Below are 20,640 nucleotides of genomic sequence, written 5' to 3'. Positions count from 1 at the left end.
ACTGCCGACGATCCGTCATGTTGAGGCTGGCCACGAAGCTTCGGGTCGCGTTCGTGGGTTGGCACTGGCTGCGTGGACGGCGCACCGAAAAGCCCAGCGTCCGCCGCGGACCCTGGCGCGGGCGTCTGGGCGCCAAGTAGCGCTGATTGCAGACCGACGCTAATCGCGATCGTCCAGATGCGCGTGCCGGCGCGACACTTCGGCCATGGCCGACAGGTCCAGCTCGCCGTCGCCGGCGGCCACGGCCTCGGACATGCGTTCGCGCACCACCGCGCCGACGGGCATGGCTACCTGCTCGGCACGGGCCGCGGCCAGGGCCAGGTCCATGTCCTTGGCACCGAGCTTGAGCTTGAAGCCTTCCGGGTTGTCGTACGCCCGCTTGGCCATGGCTGGCGCGTAGCCCATGTATGCAGGGGCTGCGAATACCGAGCTGGTGATGATCTCGAGAAAGTCGGCGGGCTCGATCCCGTACTTCGCGGTCATGCTCGCGGCCTCGCCCATCGTTTCCACGGCGGCCATCAGCATGTAGTTGGTCGCCAGTTTGATGACGTTGGCGCGATACGGGTCGTCGCCGGCGGGCCAGACCTTGGCGCCCATGGTTTCCAGTGCCGGGCGTGCGGTTTCGATGGCGTCCGAATGGCCGGCGGCCACGATATTGAGCTTGGCGGCCTTGGCGATATCCGGCCGGCCCAGCACGGGGGCCGCGATATAGGTCTTGCCGGCGTTCGCGTGTCGTTCTGCCATGTCGCGCGCGCACGCGACCGACACCGTGGCCATGTTCACGTGCACGGTGGCGGCGCCCATGGCGTCGATCAGGCCGTGCTCTTCCACCACGGCTTGCAGCGCCGCGTCGTCGGCCAACATGGTGATCAGCACGTCGCAGGCCGCGCAGTCGGCCGGCGAATCGGCCTGGGTCGCGCCGGCCTCGACCAGTGGCTTGCACCGCTCGGCGGTGCGATTCCAGACGGTCACGTCGAAATCCGCGGCGACGAGGTTCTGTGCCATGGGCGTGCCGATGGCGCCCAATCCGATGAATCCGATACGCATCTCAGGCATTCCGTACGTGATGGGTGTATGACACAGGCAAGGCTAACATCGCCGCGCGGCTGGCGTATCCGGCCTGGCACGAGCCGGCCGGCGAGGCGCGTGTAGCGGCATCTCGGCGGCGCTTGTGTCTATCGGGGTGCCGACGGGGCGTGATCGACCCGCCGATATTGCCGAGGCGCCGCGACAGGCCAGGCGCGCGCGGCGCCCGGCCGACCGGTCGGGCTGAATTGCGGCGTTAGGTCAAAAGCGTTTCTTCGAACAAGGTGAGCAACCGCTTGTAGTGACGCGCGTCCGCAGCTTCGTTGTAGGCCGGTACGTCGCTGGCGGAATAGCCATGCCGGGCATCGGCATACAATTCGGTGGTGAAATGCACGCCGGCCGTGGCAAGCGCTTCGTCCAGCCGTGCGATCTGGTCGGGCGGCAGGTGATCGTCGTTGTTCGCGTGGCCCATATAGACACGGCCGCGAATATCGGCGACGGCGTGCATGGGGCTGTTCTCGTCGCCGGCCACGGCCAGGCCCGCGGAATGGAAGGCCGCCGCGGCGGCAACCCGTTCCGGATGGGCGGCTGCCATGCGCAGCGCGAACGCGCCGGTCAGGCAGTAGCCCACCACGCCGATGGCGCCGCCGGCGAACTCCGGCTCGGCGTCGATCGTGGCCAGATACGCCGTGGAATCGCGTTTCTGGGCGTCCGGCGTAAGTTTCTGGGCCAGGTCGAACAGGTCCGGTAGCACGTCGTCGTCCAGAAACGCCTTGCCTTCGGGCACCGGTGAGCCGGCCCCGTCGCGGTAGTAGATATTCGGCATGAGTACGGCATAACCGTCGTCGGCCACGGTCTGTGCCTTGTCGAAAAAGCATGGCCGCAGGCCGCCGATATCGGTGAACAGCACGACCGCCGGTAGCGGGCCGCTGGCGTTGTCGGGCGTGAAGACATGGGCATCGATGACGCCGTCGGAGCTTTCGATCTGGATCGCGCGGCTCATGGGCAGGGCCTGCAGGTAAATGATGGGCCGTGTTGTAACGCCGATCGGCCGCGCCCGCAACGGCCGCTGCCCACCGACACGGCGAAACCGGCGGCTGGTATCGCTCGTAGAGCGGGCACGGCCTGCCGGGAACGCCGGCGTGCGCGCCCGGATGCGGCACACGTTATCGTGGGCGGGTCAGCGTCTGCGGCCGCACGATCGGCGCGATAACGCATGCCCACAGAGAACCCGGAATGCAGCTACGCGAAGCCAATATCGAGAAACTCGCCACCGGCGACGTCTACGATGCGCTTATCGTGGGCGGCGGCATTAACGGCGCCGTGAGCGCGGCGGCCTTGGCAGGCAAGGGCGTGAAGACCGCGCTGATCGACCAGGGCGATTTCGCCGGTATGACCAGCATGTGGTCGTCCAACCTCATCTGGGGCGGCATCAAGTACATGGAGTCGTACGACTTCAAGCTCGTGCGCGAGCTGTGCGTGTCGCGCAACCACCTCATCAAGCACTATCCCTCCACGGTGCAGGAAATCCGCTTCCTGACCACCATCACCAAGGGCTTTCGCTGGCATCCGCTGGTGCTCTGGGCCGGCACCTGGCTGTACTGGTTTTTTGGCAACTGCTTCACGAAGATGCCGCGGCTGCCGCGGCTTTCGACCGTCAATGAAGAAGAAGCGGTCATCAACACGAAGCCCGCCATCGGCTGCTTCGAGTATTCCGATGCCTTCCTGCACGACAACGACGCCCGCTTTGTCTTTAACTTCGTGCGCGTGGCCATGAACAGCGGCTGCGCCGCGGCCAACTACGTGGAATCCACAGGTGCGGCCCGCGAGAATGGCATCTGGACCGTGCACCTGCGCGACATGATGACCGGCCGCGAATTCACCGCAAAAACCCGCGTGCTCATCAACGCCTGCGGCCCGCTCGCCGATCGCTACAACCAGCTCACGCACAAGCAGACCGAGCACAGCCACGTGCTGTCCAAGGGCATCCATCTCATCGTCGACCGGCTCACGCCCCACAAGCGCGTGCTCGCCTTCTTCGACGAAGACGGCCGCCTGTTCTTCGCGATTCCCATGGGCAACCGCACCTGCATCGGCACCACCGACACGCGCACCGAAGACCCGTTTGCTGCGATCACCGACGAAGACATCGACTTCGTCCTCAAGAACATCAACGCCCGGCTGGATCTGGAGCAACCGCTAAATCGCGACGACATCATCGCCACCCGCTGCGGCGTCCGCCCGCTGGCCGTGAAGGCCGATGCGGGTGCGGATCGCGACTTCCTGCAGCTTTCCCGCAAGCACGAGATCGATTCCGACATCGACGGCGGCCACATCAGCATCTTCGGCGGCAAGCTCACGGACTGCGTGAACGTCGGCAACGAAATCACCCATCTGGTCAAACAGATGGGCATCGAAGTCCGCTACCCGAAATACCGCTGGTACGGCGAACCGGTGGATGCCGTGCGCGATGAGTTCTTCCACCAGGCCCGGCTCATGAACCTGGATGCCTACACCGACCCGGCCTCGTCCGAGCCGCTATCCACCCGCCTGTGGCGCCGTTATGCCGGGCATGCCATCACCCTGCTAGAACATATCCGCGAAGACCCGCGCCAGGCCGAAATCCTCATCGAGGGCACCGAATACATCCGCGCCGAAGTCCGCCAGGCCGCCCGCCGCGAGATGATCACCAAGCTTGAGGATTTCCTGCGCCGCCGCTCCAAGATCAGCCTCGTCTCCCGCCAGGAGACCATCAAGAACTCCGCCGGCCTGCTCGAAGCCTGCGAAATCCTGTTCGGCGACGATGCGAAAATGCGCTTCGACGAATACTTCCGCGAGCATCCGGTCACCAACGGCATCGCCAAGGATCCGTCGTCGGGCCAGGCGGCAGCCGACGACGCCCCGGAGGCGACCGAAGCGGCCGATTCAGCCCGCGAGCGTGAGCGTGAGTTCGAGACGTTGAACTGGTAGGGCTCAAGTCTTTCGTGTTGAACGCTTGAAGCTCAATGATGTGTCGATTTGAGACCGATTTATCGACACGTCTCACCAGCGTGTCGACGCAATCGACATAAGGCGTTCGACCCGGACCGATCTTTCGGCGATTTACGCGGCCTATTGCTCTTAAGCTTGCTATCGCTGAATGCGATGTCTGTAAGGCATTTAGTGAGTGCACGGGCCTACGATGATAGTTAAAGCTTTTTACTTAGCTGTGCCTCTTAGTAAACGAAATCGGTGTTTCGTTTACTAAGGGGGGCAATCAGCGTAGTTGGGTTAGTCGTAACTGCGCCGAACGTTCTTGAATATCTCTGCTGCCAAGTGTTCGTGCGCAGCCGATCGAAACGACTGGTCGCCCATAACACGCGAAAAAATTTCTTCGTTTCCTTCCATGCGCTGAATGAACAGCTCGTCGAGAACGCGCTCGAGATAGGATTTGAAATTAGGCCAAGTGTTGGCTTTCGCCGCTTCGCTAATCTTGTCGTCCTGCTCGGCCGATACGCGAATCTGATCAAAGAAATATTGGTCGGCTTCAGTAAAGTTTGTGCCGAAACGCTCGTTGAGTTTGTCCACGAGTGTGGATAACGGAACAGCCTCGTCTTTGATACCGGCTGTGCCGACGTCTGTTGGCCCCTTCAGCGGATAGGCTTCACCTTGGCCGAGCTCGATCGAGCCGTCGGTCATCTGCTGCAGGCGGTAATACCGTAGCGCCACGTCATCTTCGAGCGTAAAGGGTGTGCCGTCGTCCGGTAGCGGAAGTTTCGTCATCAGGTTTCGTACGAACGTATAAAGCTTCTCTAGTTCGCTGTCCTGATACGGAATAATCTGTGACAAGAAGGAGTAGAGATTGCGAAATGCCGTGAGCTGTCCGCGAAAGCGTGTTTGCTCCTCCTCTGCCAGTTCCTTGAAGCGCGTCACCACGCGGTCCAGAACGCTCGCCATTTCTTGATGCTCACGGCCGCTATGCTCGCGTTTGGGCCGATACCAGATGGCGGTGAAGTCAGCGATATCGTCCGGAGAGAATATCGCCCGCTGCAGTAATTCATGCTGGAGTTCATTGAGCCGCTGCGGCTTCGCATTCTCTTCGACGGGCGTGGTTTCGTAATAAGGTTTAAATGCCTTGTAGATTTCCGCTTCGTCGTTAACGAAATCGAGCACAAAGGTACGCGCCTTGCCCGGTGCCATACGGTTGAGGCGTGAAAGCGTCTGCACGGCCTGAACGCCTGCGAGGCGTTTGACCACATACATCGTCTGTAGCAGCGGCTGGTCGAAGCCAGTCTGATATTTGTCGGCAACGAGCAGGACACGGTAATCGTCGCGTTCGAACGCCTCGGGTAATTCGCGTTCCGATAGCCCGTCGTTCATCGCCACTTCGGTATACGAAGCGCCCGGATCGTCCGGGTCTTCGACCGTGCCAGAAAAGGCGACAAGCGAGCGGATGCCCGTGTAGTCGTGGTCTTTCACATATTTGTCGAACGCTTTCTTGTATTTCACGGCGGCAAGGCGTGATCCGGTCACCACCATCGCCCGCGCCCGGCCGCCAATTTCGTGCATTACGTTCAGCCGAAAGTGCTCGACGATCACGGATACCACCTGGTCGATATTGACCGGGTGCAGTTCCATGTAGCGCGACAGTGCCTTCGCCGCTTTCTTGCGCGGCACGTCCGGGTCTGCCTCGGCCTGTTTTACCAGTCCGTAAAACCGTTGGTAGGTCGTATAGTTCGCCAGCACATCCATGATGAAACGCTCTTCGATTGCCTGACGCATCGAATATTCATGGAAGGGCGAAGTGCCGGTCGGTCCGGGTTCGTCGAACAGTGCCTTGGTCTTGAACTTGGGCGTGGCTGTAAACGCGAAAAAGCTGAGGTTCGGTTGACGCTGGCGGCGCGCCGCATCGCGCAGCAGATTAGCTTTGGCGGCATCGGACAGATCATCGTCTTCCTCATCGGACAACTGCGCCGCGATGCTCGATTCGATGCCGTCCTTGTTCAGCAGGCCGCGCAACGCGCCGGCCGTTTCTCCGCTTTGTGACGAATGCGCCTCGTCCACGATCACGGCAAAGCGTTTGTTCGCTGTATCGACGCGAAGGCTTTCGCCTTTCTCGTCCAGTTTTTCCAGCGCCTGCGAGATGAAGGGGAATTTCTGAATCGTCGTGATGACGATCGGCGTGCCCTGGGATAACGCCCGGGCGAGCTGCTGGGTGTCTTCGTCGATCTTTTCGACCACGCCCGTTTTGTGCTCGAACTGGTAGATCGTGTCCTGCAGCTGGGCGTCGAGCACGCGGCGGTCGGTCACCACCACCACCGAATGAAACACCTTGGTATCGGCCGCGTCGTGCAGGCTTGCCAGCCGATGGGCGAGCCAAGCGATGGAGTTGGATTTGCCCGACCCGGCCGAATGCTGCACCAGATAGTTGTGGCCCGAACCGTTGGCCTGTGCGTGGCCGACGAGTTGACGCACCGCATCGAGCTGGTGATAGCGCGGGAAGATCATCGTTTCCTTGCGTACCGTGCGTATGCCACGGCCCGCGGGCGTCTTGTGCTCGGTTACCTCCAAATGCATGAAGCGCTGGAGGATATCCATCAGGCTATCTGCCTGTAGCACCTCGTCCCAAAGATAATGCGTTTTCCAGTTGTCGGCGACGGGCGGGTTGCCTGCGCCATGATTCAAGCCGCGGTTGAACGGCAGAAAGAAGGTGTCGTCGCCTTTTAAACGCGTGGTCATCCAGACTTCGTCTGGGTCCACGGCAAAATGTACGAGCGCGCGCTGCTTGAAGCTAAACAACAAATCGCGCGAGTCGCGATCACGCTCGTATTGCTTGATGGCATCGGCTGCCCGCTGGCCCGTCTGCGGGTTCTTCAGCTCTGCGGTCACAACGGGCAGCCCGTTTACCGCTAACGTGACATCAATGATGCAGCGTCGATGCTTTCCGTCCGGCCGTTTCAAGGCTGACGTGAACGCGACCTGCCGGGTAATGGTCAAGCGGTTCTGCCGATAGCGTGCCGCCGACTCCGGGTTCATGCTCGAGTTGGGCTGGAAATACGCCAACCGCAGCAGCTTGCCGTAACACTTGAAGCCGTGCCGCAGCACATGCAGTGCGCCCTTGAGAGCGAGTTCCTTGGTCAGACTGTCCAGAACGGTGGCTGAGGTCTTGTCGGCGAGCAGGGCTTCGAGCTGTGCCCAGCGTTTGGGCTGTGAATTCCGGATAAAGCCGATGGCGTCATCAGGGAACAGCGCCATCGATTCATCGTAGGCGCTCGGGTCGCGTTTTTCGTAGCCGCCGCGCTCTATTAACCCGGCCTCAATCGCGGTTTCGAAATGGTGTTCGGTGTGTGCCGGCATCGCCGTCCCCTATCGATCGGCTTGATTCTGGCGCGTCGGCGCCTTATCTTTCTATTAGCGACTAGAGGGCCGTTCCCAAAAGCGGCCTAACCCACGCGGTCTAGTCGTTCCGAATATCAAGGCCAGTGCTGGATATGCATATCCGCACTGGCCTTTATCTTTTCCCATATCTCCCAGACCTTCGCATCGTGCCATTTTTCCGGCGCTTCGGGCTGGTGGAGATACCGCCCCGCCATATAGACCACTACATCGGCCAGCTGTAGAAACCGGCTATGGTGCGATTGCGTGAAGTACACCGTATCCACGAGCCGCCCCAGTGGCCGGCCGTAGTGCATGGGTGTCCTGCCCGAGGTCTTGTACTCCGAAAAGTCCACGACCGAGCGGGCGACTTCATCCTGCTCATAATCGCCGAACGCGATACCCAGGTCGTCCACCGAATCCAGATAGTCGCAGGCGCGCTCCAGGAATAGCATCAGCCCGAGCCGGTACTCCGGCTCGGGATAAGTGTATTTACCGCGATGACGATTCACGTCGATATGGATCAACCGAATCGGGATGGCGTTATCGACGAGAAACGTGGCCAGGTAATCGAACAGCTGTACCCGCTCCGCCAGCTTGCGGCCCTTGAACGAGCCCTTGCCGTGAAACATCTCCTTGCCGTGGAACTCGTTCTGGGTTGTGAGATGGCTGCTGCCAAAGAAATGCGACTGAATCTTGGTCAGCGTTTCATCGAGCTCCAGCACCTTCGCTTCCGGCACCAGGACGCCGCCAATCGTGAAGAACGGATTGGCTTCGCTGTACTTGTTTTCGTCGAAGTAGATTAGGTGCACGGGAGAATTCCGCTAACTATTTAGGCAGCGACTCACCGGTTACCACAGCCGTAACCAGTGCATTCCGATATTCTTTAAGACGGACTATGGACTTTTCAACTTGGTGGGCTATTTCCCGGAAACGACGCTCGGTTTCCAGCAGGAAATTGCTGATATCGTAAGCTTCGTCTTCTGGTGGCAACAAGGCCGGAATGTTCTTAAGCTGTTGGCTGTCTATTCCACTAATAGTAACTTGCTTTGTAATAGCCAAGAAGAAAGCTCTGCCCACTTGAGACTGAAAGTAGTACGAGAGAAATCTGGAATATTTTTTCGGGTTTTTGATTCTTACGCGGATCATGGAGCTTTCGAAAAGATGCGGTTCGGTTGTTTTTTCGATTCTTACAGACTTTCCCGAACCGTCGAAAACTAGTGACCTGCGCGCTATTAGGAAATCGCCTTCACGGAGACCCCACTTTTTAACCTCTTCTTGAGTAGCCAGAACTCTATCTTCGGTGCCGCCTTGAAAGCTCTCACTTCGGAATGCTTCTCCCATCTGAATGAAGGGGATGCCAGAATCGTCGAATTGGTCCTTTGGCTTGTACAAACCATTGACAGTGCTGCATGCCATTAGAAAACGGAGTCGCCGTACTTTCCAATGCTCTGGTATTTCACCAAGCCAGTCTAGTCCGGAAGACTTCATTGGTGTATGCGGGTCTAGCCCCTTAGTGACAGCCTGCGTAATTAGCGCTTGGCGTTTTTCGGCCAGCCGAGCCAGAAGCGCGCGCTTCTTTTCGATCAGCGCGTCGATTCGGGCGGTTTTTTCGTCGAGAAAGTCAGCGATATTCCGCTGCGTTTTTATTGGCGGCAACGCAATATAAGCGTTTTTCATAGAATGCTGCCCGAGCCCGAAACGCGTGACTCCGTTGGCCGCGGTTTTAAACTGATTATTCAGTGGCGGTGAGCGGCAGAGCCAAGAGAGGTAATTACCGTCTAGTTTGTCGGTCGGATCAAAGATCGCTAAATGGTAGCCGCACAAAACGTCTGGCATGTCTTCGGCAACGAGTGCAGGGATGCCTATGTCGTCCCAACCTTCGCTATCTTTAGTGATGATAACTTGGCCGGATTGGAGACGGAATTTCCGAATCTCTGCCGCAGTGGCTGATCCTTGCATAAAATCCATGCTAGGAAGGATTCGGTCGTTGTAATAAACGTCCGTATAGTTGCAAAGCCCCACCGGGATTTCTTCTTCAGAGAAGTTTTTATCAACGTTACTAGTTCGGACAGTCGCAAAAAACTTCAGCTTCTGTAACTCCCAACCCTCGGGCAAGTCACCGTAGGCGATGTGGATGTCGGCTGGTATCGTTGTCATGTCGGCAGCCCTTTAAGCAAGTCGGCGATTTCATTTTCAAGCGAAGTTATATCGGCCTCTATGGCCCTGACGTCGCGCGGGGGCTTGTAAACATAGAAATGCCGGTTAATCGGAATCTCGTAACCGACCTTCGTTTTTTCATAGTCCACCCAGGCGTCAGCGACGTGCGGTAAGACCTCGCGCACCATGTAAGCGTCAATATCGCCACGGAAAGTCGCGACCAGCTCATCATTCGGCTTATCCGGTCCGAAACCCATTGGCAGCGGTAGTATCGTGTTGCGCGGCAATGGAATATTTTCAGTATCGCGTAGTTCGCTATCCGGTTCCGGGCGGCCCTTGCCGTCGTAGCAGATCTCGGCTTCGGGATCGCGTTCGCCGAGCGCATTGAAGATCGCTTTCTTGAGCTGGGCGGCTAGCTTCACTCCGGCTTGCTTCGCGACCTGCTTCAGGTCGTGCTCGAACGCCGCGCGATCCATGTATCGACCGTTCGCCGCCAGGCCGGCTAGCAGGCCACGAATCTCGGCCTGCAACGCTTTACCCGCGGCGATCTCTTTGGCCGCGGCGTCTTGATCCTTGCGTTTCTTGGATTGGGCCAGGTTGGTGAAGGCGGTCTGCTCATCAAGCCGGGCGATGCGTTCGGGCGTGGCCTCGAAGTTCATACGCAAGGGCCGTTCGACAGTGACCTTCAGAAAGCCGAATTCGTGGTTCTTGAAGACTCGCGAGACCACGCGGTTTTTGGTTTCGCCGCCGATTACGACATCCGCGGTTTCACCGTCCTGATAACGGCCGTAGATACGCGTGAGGTCGTTGATCTGGCCGTCGCCGATTTCATGGCGCTTGTTGTTGAGGCTCTTCTTCATACGCTGGAAAAAGCGCGTGCCGTCGATGAGCTGAACCTGGCCGCGGCGTTCCTCCGGTTTGCGGTTGGAAACGAGCCAGATATAGGTATAGATGCCGGTGTTGTAGAACAGCTGATCGGGCAGAGCGACGATGGCGTCCAGCCAATCGTTTTCGATAATCCAGCGGCGAATGTTCGACGGGCCGGAGCCGGCATCGCCCGAGAATAACGGTGAGCCATTGAATACGACGGCGATACGCGAGCCTTCGCCGCCGTCATCGGGCGCGGCGTGCATCTTCGAAATCATGTGCTGCAAGAACAGCAGAGAGCCGTCGTTGATCGGCGGCAAGCCTGCACCAAAGCGGCCGTTGAACCCGTTGGTCTTGTGCTCGCGCTCGACGCCGCTTTTCTGATCTTTCCATTCCACGCCAAACGGCGGGTTGGCAAGCATGTAGTGGAACTGGTATTGCTCGAAGCCGTCCACCGTCTTGCCGTCGCCGAGCGTATCGCCGAGCACGATATTGCTCGTTTCCTCGTCCTTAATGAGCATGTCGGCGCAGCAGATCGCCCAGGATTCCGGGTTGTACTCCTGGCCGAAGAGCGCGAGGTTGGCGTCTTTGTTCTGGGCGTAGATGAATTTCTCGGATTCCGAGAGCATGCCGCCCGTACCGCAGGCCGGGTCGTAGATGGTGCGGTAGATGCCGGGTGTGTAGACGTCTTGCTCGCCGGTATACACGAGATTGGCCATCAGGCGGATCACTTCGCGCGGGGTGAAGTGGTCGCCGGCTTCTTCGTTGGCCTGTTCGTTGAAGCGCATCACCAGATGCTCGAACAGATAGCCCATTTGCAGGCTGTCGATCCGATCTGGATGCAGATCGAGTGCGGCCATCTCTTTCACGATGGTGAACAGCCGATTACTGGAGTCCAGCTTTTCGATCTGCTCGGTGAAGCCGAACTGCTCGAAGATGCTGCGCGCGATCGGCGAAAAACCGTTGATATAGGCGACGAGATTCGGCGCGATGTTGTCCGGATCGCCCAGCAACTTGTCGAAGGTAAACGGGCTGATGTTGTAGAGCGCCTGTTGGCGTTTCGGGTCTGCCGCACGGCCGAGTAGCTTTACGAGCGTGTCGTTATCGTGATTCTGATGCTTGAGCCGCTCGTATTCCGCGAGTACATGTTCCTTGCGCTCTTCGACAACGCAATCCAGTCGCCTCAACACCACCATCGGCAACATAACGAGCCGGTACTGCGGCGGCCGGTACGGCCCACGCAGACGGTTGGCAATCTCCCAGATTGCGCTTTTGAGTTGTTCATGCGCCTGAATATTCAACCGTGGTGTCCTCGTTTTTGGGACGCAAATGACCGACCGCGAATTTAGCCACGCGGTTGGTCGCTAAAGCATGGTCGGCTAGTCTAGTAATCTGACGCATTGGGCGCGAGGCGCCAACCGTCTGAAATCGTGATTGCTTCGCGTGATCTGCGAATGAACTAGGCCTGAGGGCTGATGCGTCTAGTCTTTAAGAAGCATCAAAACAAGGGGCGGAACATGCGCTGGCTTGAAAACGCGCAGAGGTTAAAAAGGCCGTTCATGAATTCCATTGCATGGCGAACCCTGAACAGTCGCTGGAAAATGGCCGAACGTCAGTTGGTTCGGATGCGCGATGTGTTGGTGTCCCCGCTCTGGGCCGCGCCTATCGAAAAGACATCGCCGTTCGACGTTGGCGGCGTAAAAACCAAAGCCACGACGGACGATATTCTGTCGGCGGTCCGCGAGTCGCGCGCGCGTTGATACGCTGTCGCGCTAGTGTAGGCATCGTTTTTTTCATGAATGCCGGGACGACATGACCCAGCCGCGCCCCACGTCCATCCGCATCTTCCTGGCCGACGGCACGCCGGACGGCCTGCGCGTGGTGGAGAAATCCAACTGGACCGGTCGGGCGGTGGTGGTGAGCCGGTCGGAAATCGGCCGCGCGCTCGCACGGGACGAGCTGCGCCAGCCGGGCGTTTATGTGCTTACCGGCCCGGCCGAGGACGGCGCGTCGCGTTTGTATGTAGGTGAGGCCGATGTGTTGGGTGAGCGGATCAGGCAGCATGTGGCCGGCAAGGAATTCTGGACCCGCGCGGTGGCGTTCACCAGCACCAACGAGGGCTTGAACAAGGCGCATGTCCGCTATCTGGAATCTCGCTTGATCGAGCTGGCCAAGCGCGCCAACCAATGGGCGGTTGAAAATGGCACGGCGCCGGCCGTACCGCCGCTGTCCGAAGCCGATCGCGCCGATGCGGAATGGTTTCTCGACGAAATGCTGGTGATCTTTCCGGTGCTGGGCATCGATGCGTTTGAGTCTGCCGCAGGACAAGCGCGGTCGGAGTCGTCGCCCACCCAGCCGCAGCCGACCGAACTGTGCTTGGAAGAGCGAGGCGCTCGGGGACGAGGCCGCGAAGTAGCCGACGGGTTTGTCGTGCTGGAAGGCTCGATGGCGCGTATGGACGAAACCGGCTCGATCCACGAGCACATGCGGGATTTGCGTCAGCAGTTACAGGATCGTGGTGTTCTGATACGCGACGGCCAGAGGCTTCGATTCACGCAGGATTTCCGCTTCAATTCGCCGTCGCTGGCGGCCGGTGTTCTGGTCGGCGGCAGTGCGAATGGCCGAGTCTGCTGGAAGGATGAAAGCGGGCGCACGCTCAAGGCGCTGCAAGAAGCGCGTGCAGAAGCCGCGATATGAATCGTCGGCCGTGCTTAGCCGAATTCAGTGACAAGGGTTTTCGCGTCCGCTTTCGGTTTAGCGCAGCGCTCACGAGCCGCCGACCGGGTCTATGGCCAGGCTCAGTTCGCCAGCCGTGCGCGCGAGGCGTTTGTCGCGGGTCCACAGGCGCCCATCGCCCATGAGCGCTGTCGCTGCGAGCAGGTGCACGTCTACGAAGCCGATGCCGCGGCCCATCAGCGCGTGCCGCTCGATGAAGTCGCGGGCTTCGGTGTGCGTGGCGACCGGCGCCGCAGGTAGTGCGTCGAGCAGCGCGAATATCTCGCGGCGCGCTTTGAAGTGCCCGCAGGCGAGTTCGCCGAGCACCATCGGGTGGGTACAGACTTCGTTGCTGTCCAGGCGCGATTCGAGGGCGGCGTCGCCATGTCGGAAATGGTCGATCCAGATTGAGGTATCGACCAGAATCACGCGGGTTCGGATTGGCGCCGCGGCGGGTTATTCAATTGCGGTTCGGTGCCGCCCAGGCGTGCCAGGCGCTGCGCGCTTTCGCGTTGGATCAGCGCCGAAAGCGCTTCGCGTACGAGCGCGGTACGCTCGGAAAGGCCGGTCAGGCGTTGGGCTTCCGCGAGTAATGCATCGTCGAGATTGATCGTCGTACGCATGGGCGACATCCATGTGGCGGATGATTCAATCGTACAGCATCCGGTGACGATAATGATGCGTTCAATACGCGTCGCTCGTCCTCAGGCCGGCGTCGCTGGCGCCGGAATCACCGTCAGCGACCGCACGCCCTGTGCCCCGCGCACCAGCACGCCTTCGATATCCGCGGTGGCCGAGGGGCCGGTGTGGAAGACGGTGTAGTTGGCGTTGACGAAGTCGTCGCGCTGGTAGGCGCGGTGCATGTTGGCGACGATTTCGGCCGGGTCGAGCAGCACGACGAGGTGCTGGGCGAGGTAGGCGACGGCGTTGACGGTGAGTTCGGCTTCGGTGAAGCACACGCTGCCGGTTTCGGCGATGCCAAAGCGTGCGCGCAGCACGGCGATGTCCACATCGTGGACGCTGGCCGGGACGTCGCTTTCGGTCAGCGGCCGGTTGCCGGCGACTTCCGGCACGTTGGAGGCGATCACCGCGTCATCGAACGGCTTGCCGACCTTGTCGGCGAGCACGTCCTGCAAAACGGCATCGATACTTTGGCCATCGGCCAACGCGTGCCAAGTGCCGCCCATGGTGGCCAGCCGTTCGGCGAACAGGGCGGCGAGGCGGTCCGCACCCTGCGGATAGGCGTTGTCGTAGTTCGGCACGGTGGGCGCGGGGGCGTCGATCGCCGGCTTGTTGGTGCGCACGGCACCGAGGATGTCGTCGCGCGCGCTCATTGGCTGTCGCCCTCGTTCGGGGTCTTCGCCTGGTTCTTCAGGCGGTTACGCCGGTACCAGTCGTGGAAGGTGCCGTTGTCCGGCGGGCTGGGCATCTCGCGGCCTTCGCCCCAGGCGTTCATGCGGTTGTAGAGCGCCCAGCGCGGCAGGTGCTTGAGCGCGGAATTCGTGGTCTTGATCGCCACCCGATAGCCTTTGGGGCTGGCAAGCACCTTGCCGGCGGCACTCAGAGCGGTCTTCTTGGTCCACGGCAGATGGCCGTTTTCAGCGAGCACCTGGCGCCAGCCGAAGATCTGTTCGTGGATATTGATTTTCACCGGGCAGACGTTCGTGCAGCTGCCGTTGAGCGTGGAGGCGAACGGCAGGTTGGAATAGCGGTGGGCATCGAACGTAGGGTTCAGGATCAGCCCCAGCGGGCCGGCATAGGTCGCGCCATAGCTCAGCCCGCCGGAACGCCGATACACCGGGCAGGTGTTCATGCAGGCGCCACAGCGGATGCACTTGAGCGACGACCAGAATTTCTCCATGCCGAGGCGCTTGGAGCGGCCATTGTCGACCAGCACGATATGCATTTCGCCGCCTTGCTTGGGCGCGCGGAAATGCGAGGTGTACTGGGTGATCGGCGAGCCGAGCGCCGAGCGCGACAGCAGGCGGATGAACACGCCCATGTCTTCGACCCGCGGCACGAGCTTTTCGATGCCGATGCTGGCCACGTGCAGGTTGGGCACGTTGGCCGACAGATCGGCGTTGCCTTCGTTGGTACAGACCACGAAGCCGCCGGTTTCAGCCACCGCGAAGTTCGCGCCGGTCATGCCGGCATCGGCATCCAGGATGAGCGGGCGGGTGGCATCGCGCTGCGCGCCGGCGAGATAGTGGGCGTCGTCGTTGTCGGGGTCCGAGCCGAGCTGTTCGGCGAACAGGCGCGCTACGTCCGAGCGCATCTTGTGGACGGGCGGCACCACGATATGGCTCGGGTCCTCGCCGTCGAGCTGCTGGATGCGCTCGCCCAGGTCGGTCTCCACGATCTCGATGCCCACGCTGTCCATGTAATGCCGAAAGCCGCACTCTTCCATGAGCATGGACTTCGCCTTGATCACGCGTTTGACGCCGTGCTCGGTGAAGATCTCGTGGACGATGCGGTTGTGCTCGGCGCCGTCGGCCGCCCAGTGCACGTGGATGCCGTTGGCCTTGGCGTTGGCCTCGAACTGCTCGAGATAGGTATCGAGGTGGGCGAGCGTATGCGTCTTGATCTGGCTGGCCAGCTCGCGCAGTTCTTCCCATTCCTCGATGGTGTGCGCCTGCTTGTCGCGCTTGGTGCGCATGGCCCACACGCGGGTGTCGTGCGACTTGGCATGCTCCGGCGCGTTCAGGAACTGCTTGGCCGAGCGCGCATGGTCCACGCGTTTGCCGTCCGCGGCTTTCGCCGGGCGCGGCTGGGCCTCGGGTGTCGCGCGTTGCAGGGTCGCGGCCGGGTTGGGTTCGTTGCCGCTCATTGGCTTGCCCCGTTGAGAATCTCGGCGATGTGCTTGAACTTGATCGGCGCACCGATGCGTGCGGCACAGCCGGACTGGTGCATCAGGCAGGAGGAATCGGCCGAGACGATATATTCGGCGCCGTTGCGGCCATGATCGGCGATCTTGTCGCGGCCCATCTGGGCCGAGACTTCCGGTTCGGTCACCGAGAAGGTGCCGCCGAAACCGCAGCATTCGTCCGGGCGGTCGATCTGGACGAGTTCGATGCCGGCAACCTTTTCCAGCAGCGCGCGCGGTTTGGAGAAGGGCTCGCCGTGCAGTTCGCTGGGCTTGCCGTGGCCGAGGTTGCGCAGCGTATTGCAGGAGTCGTGATAGCCCACGCGGTGTTCGAAGCGTGCCCAGGGAAACGCATCCACCTCGAGCACATCGTGCAGGAACTCGACGAGTTCGAGCGTGTTCTCGCGGACGTGCTTGACGTCGGGCGTCTGCTCGACGGCGGTCAGGTTGTCGCGTATCTGGTGCACGCAGGAGCCCGATGGCGCCACGATCACGTCATATTGGGCGAAGTTCTTCACGAACAGCGCTTCGGTCGCCCGCGCCTCTGCGTGGCAGCCCGAGTTGACCATCGGCTGGCCGCAGCAGGTCTGGTCGAAAGGGTAGTCGACCTTGCAGTGGAAGCGTTCCAACAGTTCCAGCGTGGCGATCCCCACGTCCGGATAGAACGCATCGATGAAACAGGGAACGAACAGTCCAATGCGCATGCGCTCTCCGCTGGCGGTCGGGCCACGCCGCGCGAGATGCCGCGCCGGCGGGTCTATCAGACAATACGCGAACCCGGCGTATTCGACGCGCGATGATTGCACGGATGCCCCGATCCGTGCGACCCGGCGCGCACACGGCTCATACGTGTCGCGCCGGGTCGCCGGAGGCGCCGGATCAGCCGGGCGCCGGGCCCTGGATCACGCGGACCAGATCGTCCGGACGGATCCACTGCTTGAACGCCGCCTGGATCTCGTCGGCGTCGATCTTCTGATAGGCGGCCGCCGCGCGGTAGGGTGCATCCAACGGGGCGCCTCGCTCGATCCGCGACAGCAGCCCGCCGCCGATGGCGTCCGCGCTGGCCTGGTTGAGCGCGACCTGGCGGATCAGCTCGGCCCGCGCGCGGTGCAATTCGGCCGCGGAGACCGGCGCGTCGATCATCTGGGTCAGCGCATCGGCGATCAGCCGGTTGGCGGTGGCCACCTTGTCGGGCAGTGCGCCGTATTCGAAGGCCAGATGGGTGCGCGTACGGCTGGCATCGATACCCGAATGGATGTAGTAGACCAGCCCGCGCTCGGCGCGCAGCTCCCGGTACAGACGGCTGGCATAGAAACCGCCGGTCAGAACCTGATTGCCCAGTTCCAGTGCCCGATAATCGCGCTGGTCCTCGTGCAGCCCGAGTGTTTCGGCCAGCTGCACGGTGTCCTGCACCTTGGCGTCGTCGGGTACCTGGATGGTGGCGGGTTCGTTGGCCGGCACGGGCGGCAGGTCCACGTCGGGTGCGTCGCCCTTGGCCTGCCAGCCGCCGAAAGCGCGTTCGACGTCTTTCTTCACCGCGGCCGGGTCGACATGGCCGACCACGACCAGCGAGGCGAGATCCGGCCGGAATACCTGCCGGTAGTAGGCGGTGAGATCGTCATAGCTCAGAGAATTGACGCTCTCGGCGGTGGCATGACGCAGGCTCGGGTCGTCCTTGGGGTACAGGCCGCGCTTCATCGCCTGGCCGGCATGGAAATCCGGGCTGCCGATCGTGCCGGCGGTCGCCGCGGCGATCTGGGGCCGGACGATGTCGAACGCCTTTTTCGGCAGCGCCGGGCTCAGCTCGTTCTCGGCCAGCAGGTCCAGCCCGCGGCCCAGGTGGTCGGGCAACACCACCAGGGAGAAATCGGTGCCGGTGGTGGTATCGGCGCCGATCGCGTCCAGCGCGGCCTGGTAGGCCACGCGGTCGTGTTTCTTGGTGCCGAACGACAGCATCTGGTCGAGCACCGCGTCGATGCCTTCCTGCCGGGCCGGGGCCTGCAATGCCGGCTCGGTACGGATCGAGCCGTAAACGTGTACCGCGCGCGTGGCCTGGGTCGGCACCACGATCAGGCGCATGCCGTTGTCCAGCTTCGATACGACCGGCTTCGTGGTCGGGTGGGGCACCTCGATCCTTGCCAGCGGCTTGGCGGCCCATTCGGGCAGGGTGACGTCCTCGACGTGTTTGGGCGTGAAGGACTCGCCGCCGCCGAAGCCGCCGCTGTTCGACGGCGCGCCCGAGCCTTGTGGCGTGAGCACGGTCAGTACGCTGTTATCAGCCGCGAGCATCCGCCCGGCCAGGGCGTTGACGGCCTCGGGGGTGACGGCTTCCAGCGCATTCAGTTCCGCCTGGGGCGAGGGCATGCGATCGATGGCCACGGCCTGCGACCAGGCCATGGCCTGCCCGGGAATGGAGTCCTGCTCGGCGGCCGCCTGGGTGATCAGCTGTCGCTTGGCGTCCTCGACCGCGTCTGCATCCACACCGTTGGCGCCGATATCGCCCAGGATGGCGCGCATCCGCTCGACCAGCTTGTCGCTGTCCGCGCCGGCCGGAAAGGCGGCCGCGGCAAAGGCGATGCCCGACGAACGCAGCCCGTCGACGGCGAACTGGGTGCCAAGGCTGTCGCCGGTGGCCACGAGCTGGCTGTAGAGCGCGCCGCGCGGGTTGGACAGTATCTTCGCCAGCACCTGTGCGGCCGCGTGTGCCTGTGGATCGTCGGTGCCCGGCGCCCGGTAGGCCAGATACGCCAGCCCGTAGCCGGCATCGGTGGGCATGCGGATGGGCTTGGCCTGCACGGGCGAAAGCTTGACCGGCGCGGTTTCGGGCAGCGGGCGTTTTGCGATACCGCCGAACAGGCGACGGACCGTGGCCAGGGTGGCCTTGGTGTCCACATCGCCGGCGATCACCAGGGTGGCGTTGTTGGGCGCATACCACTTGTCGTGGAAGGCCTTGAGCATCTTGCCGGTGGTCGCATCGAAGGAGTCTTTCGTGCCCAGCGCGTCATGCGCATAGGGCGTGCCGTCGAACAGCTGTTCGCGCAGCCGGGTATAGGCGACATAGCTCGGCGAGGACAGATCGCGGGCGACCTCCTGCTCGATCGCGCCGCGCTCGGCGGCCCAGTCGGCCTGGGCGTCCTTGACGCTTTTCATGCGCTCGGCGTGCAGGCGCAAGGCCACGTTCACATAGGCCGCGGGCACGGTGAAGTAGTACTGGGTGACTTCATCCTGCGTGTCAGCGTTGAACTGCCCGCCCATGGCGGCGGAAATCGCCGAGATCTGTGCGGCCGACAGGGTATCGGTGCCGCGGAACATCATGTGTTCCTGCGCATGGGCCATGCCGGGAAAGCCCTCGGGCGTATCGCGCGAGCCCACGTCGTAGTTCATCACCGTGGTCACGGCCGGTGCCAGCCGGTTGGGGATGATCACTACCTGCAGCCCGTTGTCGAGCGTGGCGCGTTTGACCGCGGTCTCGTCCGGCGCCTGCCGGGCAGCGGGCGGCTCCGGCTGGGCCGTCGACGGTTGGCCCGAGGCGTCCGCGGCCAGTGCTGCGCCCGACAAAGCCGACCAGGCGAGCGCCGTGCCGAAAAGAATCAAACGCGTGCTGAAAACTCTATACATCGACCGGCCCCATCTGCCTGCATGAAATAACTGCTCCATACAGACAACGTCGATCGGCAAGAGTGCCGCGATCAGCGCGGTTTCATTTGGGCCCCATCACGTGCTCGAGTGCCGCACCCTGCGGCACGCCCTGCTTGACCTGAATCGTGCCGTCGGCGTCCTTGTAGAAGATGCCGGGCGTGCCCTGAATACCCAGGTCCGACATCAGCATGTTGTTGGCGGCAACCCGGTCGTGCAGGTCGGCCGGTACATCGTCCAGGGGTTCGATGCCGCCCGAGCGGTATCTGGCCTCGTGCCGGGCCATGGCCTTGGCCGGATCGTCGGCGGCCAGCAGCGCGGCGGCCTTGCCCGGGCTGCTCGGCTTGAGGATACCCACCGGGATATGGCGCAGCTGTACCTTGCCGGACTCCACCCACGGCCGTGCGTCTTCATAGAACTTGTGACAATACGGGCAGTTCGGATCGGTGAATACGTACAGCGTGCGCGGCGCGTCGTCGTCGCCGTCGGCGATCCAGCTCGCCTTTTCCAGCAGCGGCCAGGCGCTTTGCGTATCCGGCCGGGTGATCGCTGCGTCCAGCTGCGGTTTCGACAGATTGTTGCCCTCGGCGTCCAGCAGCGTGCCCACGATCACGTGCTGGCCGTCGGGCGTCAGATACAACGCGATCGGCCGCGAGCCGGCCCGTGCAGCGAAGCCGGTCATGCCGCCGGGCGCATCGAACTGCTTGACGATGGTCACGCCCTTTTCCTGTATCTGGCGAATGGGCGCCGGCCACGGCTGGGCCACGGTCGGGCCGCTCACGAGCGAACCGGCGAACACAACGACAACTAAAACCATGCGGGCGAAGCGCGGCATGCAGCGGCTCCTGGCAGACAAGCGGTTGGACGCATCGAACCGATGGCCCTCGAACTGGCCGCCAGTCTAAAACAACGATCGGCTCGTGGGGCCCATCGTTGAGCGCCGCGTTTTATCCGCAATCTTGCAGATAAAGCGTTCGAACGATCTCGCGGCGTCGGTCTATGGCAGCATACGGCTACCA

At 61.8% G+C, this 20,640-nt stretch carries 16 protein-coding genes; 3 read left to right on the top strand and 13 right to left on the bottom strand.

From position 1 onward, the window contains the following. Positions 1–159 precede the first annotated feature (159 nt). Positions 160–1,047 carry an NAD(P)-dependent oxidoreductase gene (locus tag T31B1_RS01805; RefSeq protein WP_353247747.1) on the bottom strand — a complete coding sequence of 296 codons (888 nt, stop codon included), beginning with the start codon at positions 1,045–1,047 and terminating at the stop codon, positions 160–162. 235 nt (positions 1,048–1,282) lie between these two features. After that, complete coding sequence (locus T31B1_RS01800) at positions 1,283–2,029, bottom strand: dienelactone hydrolase family protein (protein ID WP_353247746.1); 747 nt, start codon at positions 2,027–2,029, stop codon at positions 1,283–1,285. 233 nt (positions 2,030–2,262) lie between these two features. Between T31B1_RS01800 and T31B1_RS01795 the strand changes: the two genes are divergently transcribed. Then, a complete protein-coding gene (locus T31B1_RS01795; RefSeq protein ID WP_353247745.1) occupies positions 2,263–3,996 on the top strand; it encodes a glycerol-3-phosphate dehydrogenase/oxidase in 1,734 nt (577 codons plus the stop codon). Positions 3,997–4,296: 300 nt separating this feature from the next. Here the strand turns inward: T31B1_RS01795 and T31B1_RS01790 are convergent, their stop codons facing one another. The 4 genes from T31B1_RS01790 to T31B1_RS01775 form a co-directional block, all read right to left on the bottom strand. Then, positions 4,297–7,362, bottom strand: a complete 3,066-nt coding sequence (locus tag T31B1_RS01790) for a type I restriction endonuclease subunit R (RefSeq protein WP_353247744.1) — start codon at positions 7,360–7,362, stop codon at positions 4,297–4,299. A gap of 116 nt (positions 7,363–7,478) precedes the next feature. Beyond that, positions 7,479–8,192: a DUF3800 domain-containing protein gene (locus T31B1_RS01785; RefSeq protein ID WP_353247743.1), complete on the bottom strand. Its 714-nt coding sequence runs from the start codon at positions 8,190–8,192 to the stop codon at positions 7,479–7,481. Positions 8,193–8,208: 16 nt separating this feature from the next. Beyond that, positions 8,209–9,540: a restriction endonuclease subunit S gene (locus T31B1_RS01780; protein WP_353247742.1), complete on the bottom strand. Its 1,332-nt coding sequence runs from the start codon at positions 9,538–9,540 to the stop codon at positions 8,209–8,211. Then, the gene (locus T31B1_RS01775) at positions 9,537–11,708 is read right to left on the bottom strand and encodes a type I restriction-modification system subunit M (protein ID WP_353247741.1); all 2,172 of its coding nucleotides are present in this window, start codon (positions 11,706–11,708) and stop codon (positions 9,537–9,539) included. The genes T31B1_RS01780 and T31B1_RS01775 overlap by 4 nt, the downstream gene beginning before the upstream one ends. Positions 11,709–11,924: 216 nt before the next feature. Between T31B1_RS01775 and T31B1_RS01770 the strand changes: the two genes are divergently transcribed. Together T31B1_RS01770 and T31B1_RS01765 are read left to right on the top strand one after the other, a co-directional pair. Beyond that, entirely contained in the window at positions 11,925–12,167 is a 243-nt protein-coding gene (locus T31B1_RS01770; protein WP_353247740.1) for a prevent-host-death protein, read from the top strand. 52 nt (positions 12,168–12,219) lie between these two features. Continuing rightward, the gene (locus tag T31B1_RS01765; protein ID WP_353247739.1) at positions 12,220–13,104 is read left to right on the top strand and encodes a GIY-YIG nuclease family protein; all 885 of its coding nucleotides are present in this window, start codon (positions 12,220–12,222) and stop codon (positions 13,102–13,104) included. 69 nt (positions 13,105–13,173) lie between these two features. Here the strand turns inward: T31B1_RS01765 and T31B1_RS01760 are convergent, their stop codons facing one another. From T31B1_RS01760 to dsbG, 7 genes are all read right to left on the bottom strand, one after another. Further along, the gene (locus T31B1_RS01760; protein ID WP_353247738.1) at positions 13,174–13,551 is read right to left on the bottom strand and encodes a type II toxin-antitoxin system VapC family toxin; all 378 of its coding nucleotides are present in this window, start codon (positions 13,549–13,551) and stop codon (positions 13,174–13,176) included. Then, a complete protein-coding gene (locus T31B1_RS01755; protein ID WP_353247737.1) occupies positions 13,548–13,745 on the bottom strand; it encodes a type II toxin-antitoxin system VapB family antitoxin in 198 nt (65 codons plus the stop codon). The genes T31B1_RS01760 and T31B1_RS01755 overlap by 4 nt, the downstream gene beginning before the upstream one ends. Positions 13,746–13,826: 81 nt before the next feature. Further along, positions 13,827–14,456, bottom strand: a complete 630-nt coding sequence (locus tag T31B1_RS01750) for a LutC/YkgG family protein (protein WP_353247736.1) — start codon at positions 14,454–14,456, stop codon at positions 13,827–13,829. Beyond that, entirely contained in the window at positions 14,453–15,949 is a 1,497-nt protein-coding gene (locus tag T31B1_RS01745) for a lactate utilization protein B (protein ID WP_353247735.1), read from the bottom strand. The genes T31B1_RS01750 and T31B1_RS01745 overlap by 4 nt, the downstream gene beginning before the upstream one ends. Beyond that, the gene (locus T31B1_RS01740; protein WP_353247734.1) at positions 15,946–16,689 is read right to left on the bottom strand and encodes a (Fe-S)-binding protein; all 744 of its coding nucleotides are present in this window, start codon (positions 16,687–16,689) and stop codon (positions 15,946–15,948) included. Before T31B1_RS01740 ends, T31B1_RS01745 begins: the two co-directional genes overlap by 4 nt. 175 nt (positions 16,690–16,864) lie before the next feature. Further along, positions 16,865–19,603 carry a M16 family metallopeptidase gene (locus tag T31B1_RS01735; protein ID WP_353247733.1) on the bottom strand — a complete coding sequence of 913 codons (2,739 nt, stop codon included), beginning with the start codon at positions 19,601–19,603 and terminating at the stop codon, positions 16,865–16,867. 82 nt (positions 19,604–19,685) lie between these two features. Beyond that, positions 19,686–20,456 (bottom strand): thiol:disulfide interchange protein DsbG, encoded by a 771-nt coding sequence (gene dsbG, locus T31B1_RS01730; RefSeq protein WP_353247732.1) that lies wholly within the window; start codon positions 20,454–20,456, stop codon positions 19,686–19,688. Positions 20,457–20,640 lie beyond the last annotated feature (184 nt).

Source organism: Salinisphaera sp. T31B1, assembly GCF_040361275.1.
Lineage (GTDB): Bacteria > Pseudomonadota > Gammaproteobacteria > Nevskiales > Salinisphaeraceae > Salinisphaera.
The sequence above is the reverse complement of the archived record's forward strand: the minus strand, read 5'-3'. Positions and strand labels throughout refer to the sequence as shown.